The organism is Brenneria rubrifaciens, assembly GCF_005484945.1.
Taxonomy (GTDB): Bacteria; Pseudomonadota; Gammaproteobacteria; order Enterobacterales; family Enterobacteriaceae; genus Brenneria; species Brenneria rubrifaciens.
In genome coordinates, this window is record NZ_CP034035.1 from 3,358,451 (window position 1) to 3,375,851 (window position 17,401).

Genomic DNA, 17,401 nt, shown 5'->3' on the forward strand with positions numbered 1-17,401 from the left:
TCCACCGCTACAATGCGCCCCTTTTACATCATGGCGCACCATTAACCCAAGAGGCTCACTGTGCTGGATAATATCAAAATCAAACTACAGTATTGGCTTCCCAAAATCTGGCTGACGCGTTTGGCTGGCTGGGGAGCGAATAAACCGGCGGGTAAACTCACCAAGCTGGTTATCGATCTGTTCGTCCGTCAGTACAAGGTCAATATGCAGGAGGCGCGGCAGCCGGATACCGCCGCCTATCGTACGTTCAACGAGTTTTTTGTTCGTCCGCTGAAACCTGAAGTACGTCCTGTCGATCCGCATGCCCACCGGCTGGTTCAACCTGCGGATGGCGTTTTATCTCAGTTGGGCTCCATCACGGATGGCCAACTGATTCAGGCCAAAAACCATCTTTATTCACTGGAAGCGCTGCTTGCCGGTAACTATGTCATGGCGGAACTGTTCCGTGACGGCCTGTTCGCCACGACCTATTTATCGCCGCGCGACTATCACCGCGTCCATATGCCGTGCGACGGCGTTCTGCGGGAAATGATTTACGTGCCGGGCGATCTGTTCTCCGTCAATCCGCTGACCGCGGACAACGTGCCGAATCTGTTTGCCCGCAACGAGCGCGTGATCTGTCTGTTTGATACCGAGTTTGGCCCACTGGCACAGATTCTGGTCGGCGCCACCATCGTCGGCAGCATCGAAACCGTTTGGGCGGGCACCGTTACGCCACCACGGGAAGGCATTATTCAACGCTGGACATATCCGCAGGCAGGCGAAGGCGCGGTTGTTCTGGAAAAAGGTCAGGAGATGGGCCGCTTTAAACTGGGCTCGACCGTGATTAACCTGTTTTCCCCTAATCAGATACAGTTCGCGGCTCATCTCAATAGTCTCAGCGTTACCCGCATGGGCGAACTCTTTGCCGAGAGGGTGTCTGAATCGCAGGACGAAATCGTCGATCCGGTGCAGTCTGACGATGTGCATGTTGAGACTGACGCATCAGATAATCCGGGCTGAACGCCGTCAATTCCCCCCCTAGTTGTGAGCGAAAGGTAAACTAAACGTGCGTCTGATTCTGGCTTTTCTGTTGAGTTGTTTATTATCAACCATCGCGTCGGCAGCCTCCGCCCCTAGCGAGACGCAGTTACGTCAGCAACTGCAACAGGCAGAGTCCAATAAAGGCGCAGCCGATCAGACGCAGATTGTTGAAGAGCTGCAATCTGCGCTGAATACGACACAGGAAGCCAAAGAGTCGCGCGAACGCGCGACGCAGTATCAACGTATTATTGATGATTTCCCCAAGCTGGTTCAGGAACTACGCCGCCAGTTGGCTGCGGAAGAAGAGAAACTGTCATCCACCGCAACCGCGGATAGCGTTTCAACTAACGATCTTGAACAGCAGATCCTGCAAATCAGCAGCCAGCTACTGGAACAAGGCCGCCAGTTGCAGCAGGAACAGGATCGGTTACGCGAAATCAGTGATTCACTCGGACAGCTTCCCCAGCAGCAAACCGAGGCCAGTCGTTCACTGAACGACATGGAACGCCGTATCCAGTCTCTCGGTTCGCCAACTACCCCGCTGGCACAGGCGCAGTTGGCGGCGTTACAAGCCGAAGCCGGCATGTGGAAAAGCCGTGTGGACGAATTGGAACTGGCGCAGCTATCAGCCAGCAATCGCCAGGAACTCTCCCGACTACGCGCCGAACTGTATAAAAAACGGCATGACCGACTGGATATTCAGCTACAGGCGTTACGCAGCAGCATCAATAGCCAGCGTCAAAAAGAAGCCGAACAAGTGCTGGAGCGAACCGAACTGCTGGCGGAACAGGGCGGCGATTTGCCCGGCGTGATCAGCGCCCAGTTAAAGATTAACCGTGAACTTTCGGTTGCGCTGAATCAACAAGCGCAACGCATGGATCTGATCGCCTCTCAACAGCGTCAGGCCACCACGCACACGCTTCAGGTCCGCCAGGCGCTAAGCACTATCCGCGAACAGGCGCAATGGCTTGGCGTCTCGCCCGTCTTGGGCGAAACCTTACGTGCGCAGCTCTCACGGCTACCGGAAATGCCTAAGCCGCAGCTACTGGACAGCGATATGGCGCAGCTACGGGTGCAGCGTCTGCATTTTGAAGATTTGATCAATAAGCCGCATGATGTTGAGAAGGCCAAACAGGATGACGGCACGCCACTAAGCACGGCGCAGCAACGCATTCTGGCCGATCAGTTGCGGACCCAGCGCGATTTGCTGACCTCGCTGATTTCCGGCTGCGACACCCAGATTTTGGAATTAACCAAACTCAAAGTGGCCAATAACCAGTTGGAAGACGCGTTAAAAGAGACGCAGGAAGCCGCCCACCGCTACCTTTTCTGGGTGGCCGACGTTGACCCGATCACCTTCTCATATCCGCTGGCTCTGGCACGTGATCTGACGCGCCTGCTGTCTTTGGATACCTTTACCCAACTCAGCAACGCCATGATCATGATGGTGACCAGCCGTGAAACCGTCATCCCGCTGCTGGGTGCCCTGTTACTGGTGGGATTCAGTATCAGTTCCCGTCGCCACTACCTGGCATTTCTGGAACGCGCCAGCAGTCGGGTGGGTAAAGTCACGCTCGACCACTTCATGTTGACGCTGCGTACCGTTTTCTGGTCAATCCTGACGGCGCTGCCCCTGCCGGTGCTCTGGGCCGCGCTGGGCTATGGTTTGCAAAATGCCTGGCCTTACCCGGTCGCGGTGGCGATTGGCGACAGCGTTACCGCCACCGTTCCTTTAATGTGGCTGGTGATGATCAGCGCGTCATTCGCACATCCTCAGGGGCTGTTTATTGTTCACTTTCGCTGGTCGCCTGATCGAGTGGCCAGGGCAATGCGCTATTACCGCCTTTCCATCGCGTTTATTGTGCCGTTAATTATGGCGCTGATTACTTTCGATAAGCTGAACGATCGCGAGTTTTCCAGTACGCTGGGACGTTTATGTTTTATCCTGCTCTGTATGGCGCTGAGTCTGGTGACCAACAGTCTTAAACGTGCCGGTATCCCACTTTATCTGGACAAAGAGGGGTCAGGAGAAAATTCGCTCAATCGCGCCATGTGGAACCTGCTGATATGCGTTCCTCTGGCTGCCGCATTAGCATCCTGCATCGGCTATCTGGCAACGGCGCAGGCGCTGTTGGTACGTCTGGAAAAGTCAGTGTCGATCTGGTTTTTCCTGTTGGTTATTTACCACATCATCCGCCGGTGGATGCTCATTCAACGGCGGCGCATCGCCTTTGACCGTGCCAAGCAGCGTCGTTCGGAAATTTTGGCGCAGCGGGCCCGTGGCGAAGAGGAAACGCTGCCGGGTTCAACGCACGAAGGCAATTCAGAAGCGATCGAAGAACCCGTGGTGGATCTGGATACGATCAGCGCCAAATCCCTGCAACTGGTTCGCTCCATTCTGACCCTTATCGCACTGGTTTCCGTTATCGTGTTGTGGTCTGAAATTCATTCCGCGTTTGCGTTCCTGGAAAATATCAGTCTGTGGGATGTCAGCAGCACGGTAAAAGGCGTGGAAAGCGTTCAGCCGATTACGCTGGGCTCCGTCTTAATTGCCGTGCTGATTTTTGTGATTACCGCCCAGTTGGTGCGTAACCTGCCGGCGTTACTGGAACTGGCGCTGTTGCAGCATTTGAATTTATCGCCGGGCAGCGGTTACGCCATCACCACCATCAGCAAATATGTTCTGATGTTGATTGGTTGCCTGATGGGTTTCTCACTTATCGGGATTGAGTGGTCCAAACTGCAATGGCTGGTTGCGGCGCTGGGTGTGGGATTAGGGTTTGGTTTGCAGGAAATCTTCGCCAACTTCATTTCCGGCCTGATTATCCTGTTTGAAAAACCGATACGTATCGGCGATACCGTCACGATCCGCGACCTCACCGGAAGCGTCATGCGCATCAATACGCGCGCGACCACTATTTCCGATTGGGACCGCAAAGAGATTATCGTGCCGAACAAAGCCTTTATTACCGAGCAATTTATCAACTGGTCACTGTCGGATTCCGTAACGCGCGTGGTGTTGACGGTTCCGGCCCCTGCCGAAGCGAACAGCAAAGAGGTCACCGATTTACTGATGGATGCAGTCAGGCGCTGCTCGCTGATATTGGAAAATCCACCGCCGGAAGTCTTTCTGGTCGATTTGCAGCAAGGTATTCAAATTTTTGAGCTGCGTATTTTTGCCGCGGAAATGATTCACCGCATGCCATTACGCCATGAACTGCACCAGTTGATTCTGGAAAATTACCGTAAACACAACATGGCGTTGCCCTTCCCGCCATTCCAGGTACGCATGGATAACCTATCGCGTAAAGGGAACACCCTGACATCCAGTAACCGAACGACAGGCAGTTTATAATATGAAGGAAGGATTAAGGCGGGAACAGCAAGACCACTCCCGCTTTTCCGCGCAGAAAGTTCAGGCGCGCTCGACCGAAAACGCCATCACGTCACTCAGTTTTTCCGCGTTTAACGCCAGCATAATCAGGCGATCGACGCCCAACGCCACGCCTGCGCATTCGGGAATGCCATGCTCCAACGCGGCCAGCAGGTTTTCATCAATCGGTAGTTGAGGCAAACCGCGCGCTGCGCGCTTGCGGTTATCCTGCTCGAAGCGCTGACGCTGTTCATCGCTGTCGGTCAGTTCGCGGAAACCGTTCGCCAGTTCAATGCCTTTGAAATAGACTTCAAAACGTTCGGCAACCCGATTATCCTCGCTACTGATTTCAGCCAGCGAAGCTTGGGTTGTCGGGAAATGGTAAACAAACGCCGGTTTGTCGCGGCCGATATTCGGCTCTACACCAAAGGTAAACAGCATTTGTACCAGCGCATCACGATCGTCTTCACGGCTGGCGATATCGCCCAGCCCCAGCTTTTCCGCCGCTTCACGCAGTTGAGCTTTGTCCACAGTCAGCGGATCAATTTCCAGATGGCGCAAGAAAGCCTGTTGATACGAAAGCATTTCCGCGCTTTCGCAATCCAGCACCTGCTGTAGTAAATCGTCGACTTCATTCATCAGCCGGTACATATCGTAATGCGGTCGATACCATTCCAGCATGGTGAATTCTGGATTGTGGTGTCTACCTGACTCTTCGTTACGAAAGCTGCGGCATAACTGGAATATCGGACCGCTGCCCGCGGCCAGCAGGCGTTTCATGTGATATTCAGGGCTGGTCATCAAATACAATGTCATCCCGTTAGCAGCACCTGGCCCTATGAAGCGGGTTTGAAACGGGCATAAATAAGCATCCGTTATCGTCGCCTGGCTCATCGCCGGCGTTTCAACCTCCAGTACCCCACGATCGGTGAAGAAACGCCGGATAACTGCGACTATCGACGCTCGCTTCAACAAATTAGCGACAGAAGCACTAGGTTGCCAACTTGCCGTCTCGCTCATGGTTGTTACTCCAAAGTCAAACAAGTGGAGCAGTCTACTCGTCCCTGCACAGACAAACAAAAATTTTTTAAGGGAAATTTTAAAATAAATCGGCGCGGCGGCGAGCAGAGGTAGCCCTCACACCTGCAACGCGAAAAAAGAGGAGACGGGTATATCCAGTGAAACATTTTCCTATAAAGCCTGCAAAGGCGTTATTAAAGAAATAAAAGCACACTTTTAATAAAAATGAGCCTTTCGATCACGTTTTTATCTCTTATTACAATACTCTCTGAAAAAACTGCAAAATGCGGGATCACATCAAATTTCACCCACCTCTAATTCGTTATACTCAATCCCATACAAAAAATAGCGTTATGTCTATTCCCATATACCTGCGAATCAATTTTTTATTCAGTGACAAGCACAAAACGTTCGCAGATATATGCGGATATAAAAAGATAGAAATGAATAGATATTATTTTTTATTTTAACTTAATTAACTTAAGTAACTGGAGGAATGCAGTGCAAACCTTTAATGCCGACTTGGCCATTATCGGGGCCGGGGGTGCAGGCTTACGCGCGGCGATTGCCGCCGCCGAAGCGAATCCCCAACTGAAAATTGCGCTGATCTCGAAAGTCTACCCTATGCGTAGCCACACCGTGGCGGCAGAAGGCGGATCAGCAGCAGTCACTCAGGATCACGATAGCTTTGATTATCATTTCAACGACACCGTTTCTGGTGGCGACTGGCTGTGTGAACAAGACGTTGTCGAACACTTCGTCAAGCACTGCCCCGAAGAAATGATCCAACTGGAACAATGGGGCTGCCCGTGGAGCCGTAAACCAGATGGTTCTGTCAACGTTCGTCGATTTGGCGGAATGAAAATAGAACGAACCTGGTTTGCCGCCGATAAAACCGGCTTCCATATGCTGCATACGCTGTTCCAAACCTCCCTCAAATACCCACAAATTCAGCGTTTCGATGAGCATTTTGTTCTGGACGTGCTGGTTGATGACGGCCATGCACGCGGTGTCGTCGCCATCAATATGATGGAAGGCGCGTTAATCCAGATCCGCGCAAACGCCGTGGTTCTCGCCACTGGCGGCGCAGGACGGGTGTATCGCTACAATACCAATGGCGGTATCGTCACCGGTGACGGTATGGGCATGGCATTCCGCCACGGCGTACCCTTGCGCGACATGGAATTCGTGCAGTATCACCCGACCGGCCTGCCGGGTTCCGGTATTCTGATGACGGAAGGCTGTCGTGGTGAAGGCGGCATTATGGTCAACAAAGACGGCTACCGTTATCTGCAAGACTACGGTATGGGCCCTGAAACACCGCTGGGCGAGCCGAAAAACAAATACATGGAACTGGGTCCGCGTGACAAGGTTTCTCAGGCTTTCTGGCATGAGTGGCGGGCAGGACGCACCATTTCCACTCCGCTAGGCGACGTGGTCTACCTTGACTTGCGTCACCTCGGCGAGAAGAAACTCAAAGAGCGCCTGCCGTTCATCTGCGAACTGGCGAAAGCCTATGTTGGCGTTGACCCGGTTAAAGAACCGATTCCGATTCGACCTACCGCACACTACACCATGGGAGGGATCGAAACCGATCAAAACTGCGAAACCCGCATCAAAGGTCTGTTTGCCGTCGGCGAATGTTCTTCTGTCGGTTTGCACGGCGCCAACCGCCTCGGTTCCAACTCGCTGGCGGAACTGGTGGTATTTGGGCGCGTGGCGGGCGAACACGCGGTACAACGCTCGCAGTCCGCCGCGCCAGCCAACGCTCGCGCACTCGATGCCCAAACTCGCGATGTGGAACAACGCCTGAACGATCTGATGAAACAGGAAGGCACCGAAAGCTGGGCGAAAATCCGTGATGAGATGGGCTTATCCATGGAAGAAGGCTGCGGTATTTATCGTACAACGGATCTAATGCAAAAAACCGTCGACAAGCTGACCGAACTCAAAGAACGCTTCAAGCGGGTGAAAATTACCGACCATTCCAGCGTATTCAATACTGACCTGCTTTATACCATCGAGTTGGGACACAGTCTGGATGTCGCGGAATGTATGGCGCACTCCGCCATTAACCGTAAAGAATCCCGAGGCGCCCACCAACGTCTGGATGAAGGCTGCACTGAGCGTGATGATGTTAATTTCCTGAAGCACACGCTGGCTTTTTATAACCCCGAAGGGGCGCCCCGGCTGGATTACTCCGATGTGAAAATCACCAAATTGCCGCCGGCCAAACGCGTTTACGGTGCCGAAGGCGATGCTCAGGATAAAAGCAAGAAGGAGCAGGCGAATGGCTGAGATGCAAACCCTGAAAATGGAGGTCATGCGCTACAACCCGGAACAGGACAGCGAGCCGCATTTCGAGACGTTTGACGTCCCGTTCAACAAGCAGACCTCCTTGCTGGACGCGCTGGGTTATATCAAAGATAACCTGGCGGCGGATCTCTCCTACCGCTGGTCCTGCCGTATGGCAATCTGCGGTTCATGCGGCATGATGGTGAACAACGTGCCCAAACTGGCCTGCAAGACCTTCCTGCGTGATTATCAGGACGGGCTAAAGGTTGAAGCGTTGGGTAACTTTCCCATTGAGCGCGATCTTGTGGTCGACATGACCCACTTTATTGAAAGTCTCGAAGCGATTAAGCCCTATATCATCGGTAACGATCGTAAACCGGCTGATGGCGCGAACAAACAAACCCCGGCACAGATGGCCAAATACCACCAGTTCTCTGGCTGTATCAACTGTGGTCTTTGCTATGCCGCGTGTCCGCAGTTTGGCCTGAATCCTGAATTCATTGGCCCGGCGGCGATCACACTGGCTCACCGATACAATCTGGACAACCGCGATAACGGTAAAAAAGAGCGTATGGCGCAGTTGAACGGTAATAACGGGGTATGGAGTTGTACCTTTGTGGGTTACTGCTCGGAGGTTTGTCCTAAGCATGTCGATCCGGCCGCTGCAATCCAACAAGGCAAGGTTGAAAGTGCTAAAGACTTTATGATTGCCATGCTGAAACCACAATAAGGGAGGGGCAATAATGACATCCAAACGTAAAGCGTATGTCCGTGACATGTCGCCAACCTGGTGGAAGAAACTGGGATTCTATCGCTTTTATATGTTGCGCGAAGGGACGGCCTTACCTGCCGTCTGGTTCAGCATCATATTATTGTATGGCGTATTCTCACTCAAAAATGGCCCGGAAAGCTGGGCGCGCTTTGTTGAATTCCTGCAAAACCCATTGGTGTTGCTTGTCAACATCATTGCGTTGCTGGCTGCCGTGCTGCATACCAAAACCTGGTTTGAGCTGGCGCCGAAAGCATCCATCATCGTGATAAATGACGAGAAAATGGGGCCGGAGCCAATCATTAAGGGGCTCTGGGCTGTCACCATTGTAGTAACGCTAGCGGTACTGGCTATCGCCTTACTATTCTGATCAGGAGGAATAACATGATTAATCAAACGCCAAAACGTTCCGACGAACCCCCTTTCTGGGGTTTGTTCGGCGCCGGTGGTATGTGGAGCGCATTTTTCGCTCCCGTCATTATCCTGCTGGTTGGTGTACTGTTGCCGCTAGGCCTGTTCCCGAACGCGCTGACTTATGAGCGCATCGCCACATTCAGCCAAAGCTTTATCGGCCGTGTTTTCCTGTTGCTGATGATTACCTTGCCAATCTGGTGTGGCTTGCACCGTCTTCACCATGCCATGCACGATTTGAAAATTCATATCCCTGCCGGGAAATGGGTATTCTACGGTCTGGCGGCAATTTTGAGCATCGTGACGATCATTGGCGTTGTCACGCTGTAATGACGTTACCCGTCGTTAACGGCCTGCCTCTACGCAGGCCGTTTTTTATCCAAACAAGCAAAGGCCGCTGAACGCTTGATAGTTTCCCGGTTAATTGATTAATTTATATGACTGCTAAGTCGGCTAGACTGGAAAACATAATTAAGTGAAGGGTTAAAAAGCTCAGAAATTAATAATCAGACCGGGATGAGAAAAACGGAATATCAATCAAAGAAGAATTATAAATAACCTGTTTATAATACAGTCCATTCAGAATATGCCTTTTAAAATCGCCAACCAGAGGAAAGCCATTACGGCGCTTCCCTCATGGGAAAACCTTTTCCTGCTTACTGCGTACTACGCTGTATTGCTTCCCCACCGGCCTCAACATCCTGCCCGACACCGCGAGTCGTGTTACACCCAGCTACGGCAGATAGAATCAGCACAGAAAGAATAACGGCAAGACTTTTCTTCAACATAGGTAATTCCTTCTTAGTGATAAGAAAAAACGTCTCTTTAAGCGTAGTCAATATTGGCCATATCTGTGGCATTTTTTATGCTTAATGCAAACCGGTCTGTCCAAATAAGAAAAAACCGCCTGCGTTAAACGGTCCGACTTTCGTGGGCAGAATAATTGCGGCGGTTTTAAAAAGAATTAAATTATTTAACGCGAGATACATACTCGCCAGAACGGGTATCCACTTTAATCACTTCGCCAATTTGCACAAACAACGGCACTTTTACTACCGCGCCAGTGTTCAGCGTCGCAGGTTTACCGCCAGTACCGGCAGTATCACCTTTCAGACCGGGATCGGTATCAGTAATTTCCAGTTCAACAAAATTCGGCGGCGTCACGGAAATCGGCTGACCGTTCCACAGCGTCACGATGCATTCGGCCTGATCAAGCAGCCATTTGGCGTTATCGCCAACTGCTTTTTCATCCGCAGCCAATTGTTCGAACGTTTCGTTATTCATGAAATGCCAGAACTCACCGTCGTTGTACAGGTAAGTCAGGTTCATATCGACAACATCCGCACCTTCGGCAGAATCAGTGGATTTGAATGTTTTTTCGATCAGCTTGCCCGTCAGCAGACGACGCATTTTCACGCGTGCGAAAGCCTGACCTTTACCCGGTTTGACGAACTCACTTGATTCGACGGCATAAGGCTCGCCCTCGAACATGATTTTAAGACCGGAACGGAAATCGTTGCTAAAATAAGTCGCCATAAAGGCCCTCTACATTTGATACTGGTACTAAGCCAAAAAATGGCAAACATTGTAACCCTAAATATACCCTCCAGAGAAGATTGGTTGCAGCAACTTGCGGACGTAATTACCGATCCGGAAGAATTACTGCAACTTTTGGCGCTGAGTGACAACGCCAAACTCCGGCAAGGCGATGATGCCCGTCGACTTTTCCCGTTGCGTGTTCCCCGCGCATTCGCGGCACGCATGCAAAAAGGCAACGCGAACGACCCGCTTTTACTCCAAGTGCTTACCTCACGCGAAGAATTCATCGCCACGCCGGGTTTCAGCCGCGATCCGCTGGATGAACAGCATAGCGTCGTTCCGGGATTACTGCACAAATACCACACCCGTGCGCTGCTGCTGGTAAAAGGCGGCTGTGCGGTCAACTGCCGCTACTGTTTTCGCCGGCATTTCCCCTATCAGGACAATCAGGGAAACAAGACAAACTGGCGCCAGGCGTTGGACTATATCCAGGCACATACCGAACTGGATGAAATCATTTTCTCCGGCGGCGATCCACTGATGGCGAAAGACCATGAGCTTGACTGGCTGATCGCCAAACTGGAAAACATACCGCATCTGAAGCGGCTGCGTATCCATACACGCTTGCCCGTGGTGATCCCGGCGCGGATTACCGATACGTTGTGCCAGCGGTTATCACAAACATCACTTCAGATTCTGCTGGTCACGCATATTAATCATCCGCAGGAGATTGATGCTGATGTAATACAAAGTATGGCCCGTTTGCGTCGCGCAGGCGTCACCCTGCTGAATCAGAGTGTTTTGCTGCGTGGGGTGAACGATAATTCGGACACGCTGGCAGACCTGAGCAATAGGCTGTTTGATGCAGGTATACTGCCCTACTATCTCCATGTGCTGGATAAAGTGCAGGGTGCGGCACATTTTCTGGTCAGTGACGATGAAGCCCGCTCGCTGGTCAAATCACTGATGAAAAAAGTGTCTGGCTATCTGGTTCCCCGTCTGGCGCGAGAAATCGGCGGCGAAGACAGCAAAACGCCGCTGGATCTGAGACTCAGGCAAACTCAGGACGACAGCCCCTTTGCGTAAAAAGAACCGGCGAATTCACAGAGTGCATTCGCCAGGTTATGTATTTTGAGTACACGCTCCCGTCAGGGAAAATAGCGCTCGCTTAGGGGCACTTATACACGGTGCCAACCATCTCGCTGTCCAGCGGTGCGAAGCTTGACCAGAAGGTTTCACTTGGGCTGGTCACGCCATAAAGGGTATTTCCTCCCATCGCCGCGGCTTTATTACGCAAATCGTTCGCCGCACCGCGCATTGAGCTGCCATCGCTTTCATTGCCGGATAACCAGTTAGACTGGCTACCGCTGGCCTGCCCCAGTAACTGACACTCATCCCCCGGTTTGGTATCCGTAAACGAGACAGCCTGTCCCGCGGCACTGAGCTGATTGGTTGTATTACAGCCGGCAAGCAAGACGACCGCAGAGATAGCCAGTAACTTGCGAATCTGCATTTTCCCCTCCATGTAATTGAAAAATAAACGATTAGATAAATCAGGCACGCCATTTTTTGAAGCGGTTAATCAGGCCATTGGTTGAACTGTCATGGCTGGTCACCTCTGCTGCGTCTTCCAGCTCCGGTAAAATACGGTTAGCCAGTTGTTTACCCAATTCCACTCCCCACTGATCGAACGTGAAGATGTTCAGAATCGCGCCCTGAGTAAAGATTTTGTGTTCATAAAGCGCGATTAGTGCGCCCAGGCTAAAAGGCGTCATCTCACGCAGCAGAATCGAGTTGGTTGGACGGTTACCTTCAAAGACTTTAAAAGGCGCCACATGCTGAATGTCTTCCGCTGTTTTACCCGCTGCGGCAAATTCCGCGTCGACCACGTCACGGCGCTTACCGAATGCCAGCGCTTCAGTTTGCGCGAAGAAGTTGGACAACAGTTTGCTGTGGTGATCGCCCAGCGGATTATGACTCAATGCCGGTGCGATGAAGTCGCAGGGAACCAGTTTTGTTCCCTGATGAATTAGCTGGTAAAACGCATGCTGACCATTGGTGCCCGGCTCCCCCCAGATAATTGGGCCGGTCTGATAATCCACCGGATTACCGTTGCGATCGACATATTTCCCGTTGGATTCCATATTCCCCTGTTGGAAATAAGCGGCAAAACGGTGCATATATTGGTCGTAAGGCAAAATCGCTTCCGTTTCCGCACCGAAGAAATTGTTGTACCAAATCCCGATCAGCGCCAGTAATACCGGCAGGTTTTGTTCCGCCGGCGTTGAAGCGAAATGTTTATCCATGGCGTGAGCACCACTCAGCAGTTGCTCGAAGTGATCAAATCCCAGTGAAAGAGCGATCGACAAGCCAATGGCCGACCACAGTGAATAACGTCCGCCGACCCAGTCCCAGAACTCGAACATATTGTCGGTATCGATGCCGAATTCGCTGACGGCTTTCGCATTGGTCGACAAGGCTGCAAAGTGTTTTGCGACATGCTTGTCGTCCTGCGCCGTTTTCAGAAACCACTCACGGGCGCTATGTGCGTTGGTCATGGTTTCCTGCGTGGTGAAGGTCTTGGACGCCACCAGAAACAACGTGGTTTCAGGATTCAGCGGCTTGAGCGTCTCTGCGATATGCGTGCCATCCACATTGGAGACAAAATGCATATTCAAATGATTTTTATAGGGCTTCATCGCTTCGGTCACCATGTACGGCCCCAGATCGGAGCCACCGATACCAATATTCACAACATCGGTTATCGTTTTACCGGTAAATCCTTTCCAGTCTCCGCCAATAACGCGCTCGCTGAACTGTTTCATCTTTTCCAGCACCGCGTTCACTTCCGGCATTACATCCTGGCCATCGACCAGAATCGGGGTATTACTGCGGTTACGTAGCGCAACATGCAGCACGGCCCGCCCTTCCGTCCGGTTGATTTTTTCACCGGAAAACATAGCATTGATCGATCCGGCCAAATCCGTTTCCCGCGCCAGCGCCTGGAGTTTTTCCAGCGTTTCACCGGTAATGCGGTTTTTGGAGTAATCCACCAGAATCTGATCGTCAAATGTTGCGGAAAAACGGGTGAAACGCTCGTCGTCCTGTGCAAATAATTCACTGATTTTCAGGTCTTTAATCACTTTAAAATGCTGTTGCAGCGCCCGCCACGCGGCAGTCTGACTTGGATTGATATTTTGCATAACGACTCGTTCTCTCTCAGTTTGAATTCAAAAGTTACTAAACCGATTGTATCCCGTAAAACGCCGATTGAGATCCCTTTTCTTGCTAAATGCCCCTCACCCACTTTTGCTTATTGACAGCAGCAAAATTACCCGTTATTTCTAATGCCGTACTTGCACATTCAGTGTGCAAGCCAGAAGAGGAGCGTTGCCCAGGTAGGGTATCGGAGGAGCCGTAATCCGATAATGATACCCCAGGGGGAGCGACGCCGAGATGACGTGCGATACGGTATGCACATCATCGACCGCAGGGGCTGAATCCCCTGGGTTGTCACCCGGTTCGTCCTGATTAGGACGTTCAGCAAGGTGGAGCGCTTCTGGGTGTATCGTAGTTTTCGCTTTCTACGCCTGCTCCCTGCTTACCGCTCTTCCCTTGTGCCAAGGCTGATTAATGGACTGCCGTTGTTCACTCGGAAACAACCGCGCCCCTGACACGAGGTTCTTTAAATGTCTGCTACTGAAGTCGTTGCACCAGCGCATCCTATTGTTATTGCCAAATTCGGCGGGACCAGCGTCGCCGATTTTGACGCCATGAATCGTAGCGCCGATGTCGTTCTTTCCAACCCCGCGGTACGGGTTGTTGTTCTGTCAGCGTCAGCAGGTGTGACAAACTTGCTGGTCGCGCTGGCTGAAGGCCAGCGTCAGGAAGAACGTACTGGGCATCTGGCCAGGATTCGTCAAATCCAATATGCCATTATCGATCGTCTGGAAAAACCTGACGTCATCCGGGATGAAATTGATCGGATGCTGGAAAACATCTCCACGTTGTCGGAAGCGGCTGCGCTGGCGACGTCCAACGCCCTGACGGATGAGCTGGTCAGTCACGGCGAAGTGATGTCCACTCTGCTGTTCGTTGAGGTTCTGCGACAGCGTGATGTGGCGGCGGAGTGGTTCGATGTCCGTAAGATCATGCGTACAGACGATCATTTCGGCCGGGCGCAACCCGACTGTCAGGCGTTGGGCGAACTGACGCGCAGCCAGTTGCAACCACGTCTTGCACAAGGGTTAATCATCACCCAGGGCTTTATCGGCAGCGAAGCCAAAGGCAGAACCACCACTTTAGGGCGCGGCGGCAGCGATTACACCGCCGCGCTGCTGGGAGAAGCCTTGAACGCCAGCCGCATCGATATCTGGACGGATGTTCCCGGCATCTACACCACCGATCCGCGCGTGGTGCCGGCGGCAAAACGTATTGACGAAATTATGTTTGAAGAGGCCGCGGAAATGGCAACGTTCGGTGCGAAAGTCCTGCATCCGGCGACACTCTTGCCTGCCGTCCGCAGTGATATTCCGGTGTTTGTCGGCTCCAGTAAAGATCCGGCCGCAGGCGGCACGCTCGTGTGCAATAAAACCGAAAACCTCCCGTTATTCCGTGCGTTGGCGCTGCGTCGCAAACAAACCCTGCTCACCCTGCATAGCCTGAATATGCTGCATGCACGCGGTTTTCTGGCCGAAGTATTCAGCATCCTCGCCCGTCATAATATTTCCGTGGACTTGATTACCACATCAGAAGTCAATGTGGCCCTGACCCTGGATACCACCGGCTCTACGTCAACGGGGGATAGCCTGCTGTCCAGCGCCTTGCTGACCGAACTGTCTTCACTGTGCCGGGTGGAAGTGGAAGAAAACCTGTCGCTGGTCGCGCTTATCGGCAACAAACTGTCGCAGGCTTGTGGCGTGGGTAAAGAAGTTTTTGGCGTACTGGAGCCGTTCAATATCCGTTTGATTTGCTACGGCGCCAGCAGCAATAACCTGTGTTTTCTCGTTCCCGGCAATGATGCCGAGCGCGTCGTGCAAACCTTGCATCACAGCCTGTTCGAGTAACAAGCCTCGCGCTCACTGTGCGTCTTAAACAAATGGGGAAACATTTTCCCATTTGTTTAACCCTCAACAATCATTACAACGTCAGCGGCATCTCCTCACGCTCGTCATCTCCATCATGCGACAAGAGCAGCCCGTTATAAGCCACCGCGCAAAAGAGCGAATTCAACCGGTTCATATCGCCCAGCAAGCCCAAATGCAGTGAGCTGGTTTCCAGGCTTTGCACATTCTGCTGATGCAATCGATCAACGTGAGCATGGGCATAACGTCGCTTCAGAATGCGGAAACGGTGTTTGGCGCGGCGCAGACGTTTGGCGCTGGCGATATCTTCAGAAAGAAACACCGCCAATCCAAGCCGTAGGTTTGCCAGCAATTGTTCGTGCAAATGATTTAACTCCTCCAACCCCTGAGAAGAAAAAGCACGACGCACTCTGGACGCGTTATCGGCGACTTCATCCGCCATACGCTCGATGATATCGCCCGCCTGCTCAAGATTCAGCGCCATTTCGATCATTTCGGCCCAGCGTCGGGAATCCCGTTCATCCAGATCATCTTTTCGGATCTGCGCCAGATAGAGCTTGGTTGCGGTATAGAGCACATCGACATCGTCGTTCAGCCGCCGAATCTCCCGCCGCTGCATAGGGTCGCCCTGCAAAACTTTCCGGTAAAGCCGCAGCATCTGCTCAAGCACATCACCGATACGCAGGGTTTCCCGCGCGGCATTCGTCAGCGCCAGTGCTGGCGTATCCAACGCACTGGTATCCAGATGCCGGGGTTTCATCTGGATATCCACCTCTGGCGAATCGGCGATCATCATGCAGGACAAACGGGCCACCATCTCGGTAAACGGAATGAGTATCAAGCAGCGAATAAGGTTGTAGAAAAGATGGAAGTAAATTACCACCTCTTCCGGGGCGAGCGGTAACCGCTTAAGACAGTGAGACAAGGGCGAGACAAAGGGCAGCACAACCAGACAGCCAATCAGCTTGAACAGCACACTGCCCAACGCTACCCGCCGGCCCGCCGCATTCTGCGACGTGGAGCCGATCATGATCAGCACCCCGCTGCCCAGATTGGCGCCGATGACCAAACACATCGCCACCTCCAGGGAAATCACACCGCTGGCCGTCAAGGTTGCGGTCAATAACACCGCCGCCAGACTGGAATAGCTCACTACCGCGAACAGGGCGCCGATCAGCGCATCCAGCAACGTGTCGCCGGTTAGCGACGAGAAAAGCACTTTAACCCCTGCGGTCTGGGTAATAGGCGTGGCCGCCGCCACAATCATTTCCAACGCCAGCAGAATCAGTCCGAGTCCGATAGCCACCCGGCCAATCTGACCAATACGCGTCTGCTTGCGGCCGAGGAAAAGAACCACCCCCAGAAAAATCAGCAACGGAGAAAGCCAGGAGAAATCGAACGTCAGTACCCTCACCATCAGCGCAGTACCGACATCCGCGCCGAGGATAATGACCAGCGCCGGCGGCAACGCCACCAATCCCTGCGAGACAAAGGAGGTTGTCAGCAACGCAGTGGCGTTACTGCTCTGCACTAACGCCGTGACACCAATTCCCGCCATAAATGCCAGAGGCTTCTTCTCGATACTTTCGCTCAGTACCCGCCGTAAGTTGGCGCCATAGATCCTCATGATGCCGGTACGAACAATGTGAGTCCCCCAAACCAGCAACGCAATTGCAGAAAGTAAATGCAGCAGTGTTAACACAAAGTTAATACCTCTAAGCAAATATAAATTAAACATTCGGTAATCAACATATTACCAAATGTTTCCCGCCTGAAATGTCCGGCCAGCTTTGAGTGGAACAAATCTGCTGACATGATTCAGTACAAATAATTAATAAAATGACAATATTTACAAAATAGAACCTAAATCAATAAGAGGTCTGTTTC

Annotated in this window: 14 protein-coding genes and 1 riboswitch; of the genes, 8 read left to right on the forward strand and 6 right to left on the reverse strand. The window is 52.3% G+C overall.

Annotated features, from left to right (window positions below):
- Nucleotides 1-60 precede the first annotated feature (60 nt).
- A complete protein-coding gene (asd, locus tag EH207_RS14990) occupies nt 61-1,002 on the forward strand; it encodes an archaetidylserine decarboxylase (RefSeq protein ID WP_137714720.1) in 942 nt (313 codons plus the stop codon).
- A 46-nt stretch (nt 1,003-1,048) separates the two neighbouring features.
- Entirely contained in the window at nt 1,049-4,378 is a 3,330-nt protein-coding gene (gene mscM / locus EH207_RS14995; protein ID WP_137714721.1) for a miniconductance mechanosensitive channel MscM, read from the forward strand.
- Nucleotides 4,379-4,438: 60 nt separating this feature from the next.
- Here the strand turns inward: mscM and epmA are convergent, their stop codons facing one another.
- Nucleotides 4,439-5,416 (reverse strand): elongation factor P--(R)-beta-lysine ligase, encoded by a 978-nt coding sequence (gene epmA, locus EH207_RS15000; protein WP_137714722.1) that lies wholly within the window; start codon nt 5,414-5,416, stop codon nt 4,439-4,441.
- Between the two features lie 501 nt (nt 5,417-5,917).
- Here epmA and frdA point away from each other — a divergent pair.
- The 4 genes from frdA to frdD are packed head-to-tail and all read left to right on the forward strand — an operon-like array spanning nt 5,918 to nt 9,221.
- On the forward strand, nt 5,918-7,714 hold the full coding sequence (gene frdA / locus EH207_RS15005) for a fumarate reductase (quinol) flavoprotein subunit (RefSeq protein WP_137714723.1): 1,797 nt from the start codon (nt 5,918-5,920) through the stop codon (nt 7,712-7,714).
- Nucleotides 7,707-8,441 (forward strand): succinate dehydrogenase/fumarate reductase iron-sulfur subunit, encoded by a 735-nt coding sequence (locus EH207_RS15010; RefSeq protein ID WP_137714724.1) that lies wholly within the window; start codon nt 7,707-7,709, stop codon nt 8,439-8,441. Before frdA ends, EH207_RS15010 begins: the two co-directional genes overlap by 8 nt.
- A 13-nt stretch (nt 8,442-8,454) precedes the next feature.
- A complete protein-coding gene (frdC, locus tag EH207_RS15015; protein ID WP_137714725.1) occupies nt 8,455-8,850 on the forward strand; it encodes a fumarate reductase subunit FrdC in 396 nt (131 codons plus the stop codon).
- Nucleotides 8,851-8,864: 14 nt separating this feature from the next.
- The gene (gene frdD / locus EH207_RS15020; RefSeq protein ID WP_137714726.1) at nt 8,865-9,221 is read left to right on the forward strand and encodes a fumarate reductase subunit FrdD; all 357 of its coding nucleotides are present in this window, start codon (nt 8,865-8,867) and stop codon (nt 9,219-9,221) included.
- 326 nt (nt 9,222-9,547) lie between these two features.
- Here frdD and EH207_RS15025 read toward each other — a convergent pair whose 3' ends face one another.
- Both EH207_RS15025 and efp read right to left on the reverse strand, forming a co-directional pair.
- Nucleotides 9,548-9,679 carry an entericidin A/B family lipoprotein gene (locus EH207_RS15025; RefSeq protein WP_137714727.1) on the reverse strand — a complete coding sequence of 44 codons (132 nt, stop codon included), beginning with the start codon at nt 9,677-9,679 and terminating at the stop codon, nt 9,548-9,550.
- Nucleotides 9,680-9,860: 181 nt separating this feature from the next.
- Complete coding sequence (efp, locus tag EH207_RS15030) at nt 9,861-10,427, reverse strand: elongation factor P (protein ID WP_137714728.1); 567 nt, start codon at nt 10,425-10,427, stop codon at nt 9,861-9,863.
- A 39-nt stretch (nt 10,428-10,466) separates the two neighbouring features.
- Between efp and epmB the strand changes: the two genes are divergently transcribed.
- Nucleotides 10,467-11,516: an EF-P beta-lysylation protein EpmB gene (epmB, locus tag EH207_RS15035; RefSeq protein WP_137714729.1), complete on the forward strand. Its 1,050-nt coding sequence runs from the start codon at nt 10,467-10,469 to the stop codon at nt 11,514-11,516.
- Nucleotides 11,517-11,598: 82 nt separating this feature from the next.
- Here epmB and EH207_RS15040 read toward each other — a convergent pair whose 3' ends face one another.
- Nucleotides 11,599-11,943, reverse strand: coding sequence for a DUF4156 domain-containing protein (locus EH207_RS15040; RefSeq protein ID WP_137714730.1), 345 nt, complete (start codon nt 11,941-11,943; stop codon nt 11,599-11,601).
- Between the two features lie 40 nt (nt 11,944-11,983).
- Nucleotides 11,984-13,633 carry a glucose-6-phosphate isomerase gene (pgi, locus tag EH207_RS15045; RefSeq protein WP_137714731.1) on the reverse strand — a complete coding sequence of 550 codons (1,650 nt, stop codon included), beginning with the start codon at nt 13,631-13,633 and terminating at the stop codon, nt 11,984-11,986.
- Nucleotides 13,634-13,802: 169 nt separating this feature from the next.
- Nucleotides 13,803-13,997, forward strand: a riboswitch (Lysine riboswitch).
- Nucleotides 13,998-14,119: 122 nt separating this feature from the next.
- Between pgi and lysC the strand changes: the two genes are divergently transcribed.
- Nucleotides 14,120-15,496, forward strand: a complete 1,377-nt coding sequence (gene lysC / locus EH207_RS15050; RefSeq protein ID WP_137714732.1) for a lysine-sensitive aspartokinase 3 — start codon at nt 14,120-14,122, stop codon at nt 15,494-15,496.
- A gap of 73 nt (nt 15,497-15,569) precedes the next feature.
- Here the strand turns inward: lysC and EH207_RS15055 are convergent, their stop codons facing one another.
- Nucleotides 15,570-17,216 (reverse strand): Na/Pi cotransporter family protein, encoded by a 1,647-nt coding sequence (locus tag EH207_RS15055; RefSeq protein ID WP_137714733.1) that lies wholly within the window; start codon nt 17,214-17,216, stop codon nt 15,570-15,572.
- Nucleotides 17,217-17,401: the final 185 nt, after the last annotated feature.